This window comes from Streptococcus sp. KR (genome assembly GCF_002238115.1).
In the GTDB taxonomy this organism is placed as follows: Bacteria; Bacillota; Bacilli; order Lactobacillales; family Streptococcaceae; genus Streptococcus.
Map to the genome: position 1 here is coordinate 1 of NZ_NGVM01000300.1, position 242 is coordinate 242.

A 242-nucleotide genomic window follows, 5' to 3' on the forward strand; every position below is an offset into this window, starting at 1 on the left:
TACAATCATCACGCTATATTGTCATTTCATTTTTAGTACGTGAAATGGGAATTGACATTGTTGAAGCCATCTCTCTTATGGCTGAATTAGAAAAAAGCGGCTTGGTTCGATTGGAATCAAGTGGAGATTTAATACTCAAAGAACTTGGAGGAGCGCTATGAAACGAATTACCGCAAATCAATACCAAACTTCAGAACGGTATTATAAATTACCTAAAATTCTTTTTGAGGATGAGAAATATA

Annotated in this window: 1 pseudogene; it reads left to right on the forward strand. The window is 34.3% G+C overall.

What is annotated here, in order from left to right:
• Positions 1 to 157: 157 nt before the first annotated feature.
• Positions 158 to 242: pseudogene (locus tag CBI42_RS12040) on the forward strand (replication initiator protein A); the annotation flags it as partial.